Annotated in this window: 1 protein-coding gene; it reads right to left on the bottom strand. The window is 56.7% G+C overall.

Translation table 11 applies throughout. The features are described 5' to 3' along the window. Window positions 1-31 precede the first annotated feature (31 nt). Window positions 32-1,386, bottom strand: a protein-coding gene (locus ABD654_RS05630; RefSeq protein ID WP_344703123.1) for an IS3 family transposase whose coding sequence is annotated in 2 segments (ribosomal slippage) — window positions 32-927 and window positions 927-1,386 — 1,356 coding nt in all. Because the reading frame shifts where the segments join, the coding sequence is not laid out codon by codon here. Window positions 1,387-1,436 lie beyond the last annotated feature (50 nt).

Raw genomic sequence — 1,436 nt, 5'->3', positions numbered from 1 at the left:
TGAACTGACCCCATAAAGTTGGACGGTTCATTTAGCTGGCATCCAAGGCCTGAGTCCTGTACTGCACAGGGCTCAGGCCTTTTAGCGTCAACTTAATGCGTTCGTGATTATAGTAGTGGATGTAGTGATCGAGTCCTCGCTGCAGTTGCTCAAGCGTCTCGAACCGATTCAGATAAAAGTACTCGGCCTTGAGGGTGCCAAAAAAGCTCTCCATCGCTGCATTGTCCAGGCAGTTGCCTTTACGTGACATGCTTTGAATCAGGGTTCGCTCCTTCAGCAAGCGCCGGTAAGCCGGGTGCTGATAATGCCAGCCTTGATCGGAGTGCAGCTGCGGCTTGTCCGCTGGCTCCAACCGAGTCAACGCCTTGTGCATCATATCGATCACCAGGGAGAGCACTGGGCGCTTGCCGGTCTGGTAGGCCACGATTTCGCCGTTATAGAGATCCATGACCGGCGATAGATAGAGCTTCTGGCCGTTGACGCTGAACTCCGTGATATCGGTGACCCACTTCTGGTTCGGACGTTGTGCCTGGAACTGACGATCGAGCAGATTGGGCGCGATTCGTCCTACGCTTCCTCGATAGGATCGGTATCGTTTTCGGCGTACCAGTGACCTCAGGCCCAGACTCTTCATCAGTCGCTGCACGGTCTTGTGGTTGACTGTCTCGCCCGCCTGTTTCAAGGCCGCGGTGATGCGACGGTAACCGTAACGCCCCCGATGGTGATCGTAGATTTGGCGTATACGCGTTTTCAGAGCCGCGTCTTTGTCACCGGTGCTCCGGGCCTTGCGTTGATAGTAAAACGTGCTGCGAGAGAGACCGGCCGCTCGCAGCAGCAAGGCGAGGGGGTGCTCATGCCTTAATCCCTGGACGACTTGCGCTTTTTGCCTCGCGCCACGTCCTGCTCTGCCTGGATCAAGGCATCGAGCTTTTTTAGATAGGCGTTCTCGGCACGCAGGTAGGCGAGTTCTTTCAGCAACGCCTCTTGAGAGCGCTCTTTATCAGGTAGGGGCGGTGAAGGAGGCTTCTTTGACATCGGGCGGCGTCCTTTGCGCTGAGGTTCCAGGGCAGTCAGACCCCCACTATGGTACTGACGCTCCCATCTGCCAATAGCGCTGCGCTCGCGGATATCGAACAGGGCCGCAGCCTGGCGTTGTGACAAGCCATCCCGCCACATTCGCTCAAGCACCTCCCGCTTGAAGGCCGCACTGTGGTGACTGTACTTCTTGCGCAGGCCCGACACGCCATGCTGTCGATAGGTTGCCAGCCATTGCCGGATGGTGGACACATCCACGCCATACTGGCGAGCCACTTCCCCCTGGCTGATGTCGTCGCGTAAACACTGCCGAATAACCCGCAGCTTGAAGCTCTCGTCATATTTCGCCATCAAAAACACCCCGAAGGTTGGATGATGTCCAACTTTCGGGGTGCAGTTCA

The sequence above is a fragment of the Halomonas cibimaris genome, from assembly GCF_039537045.1.
GTDB lineage: Bacteria > Pseudomonadota > Gammaproteobacteria > Pseudomonadales > Halomonadaceae > Vreelandella > Vreelandella cibimaris.
This window is presented reverse-complemented; position numbering and strand designations above follow the sequence as displayed.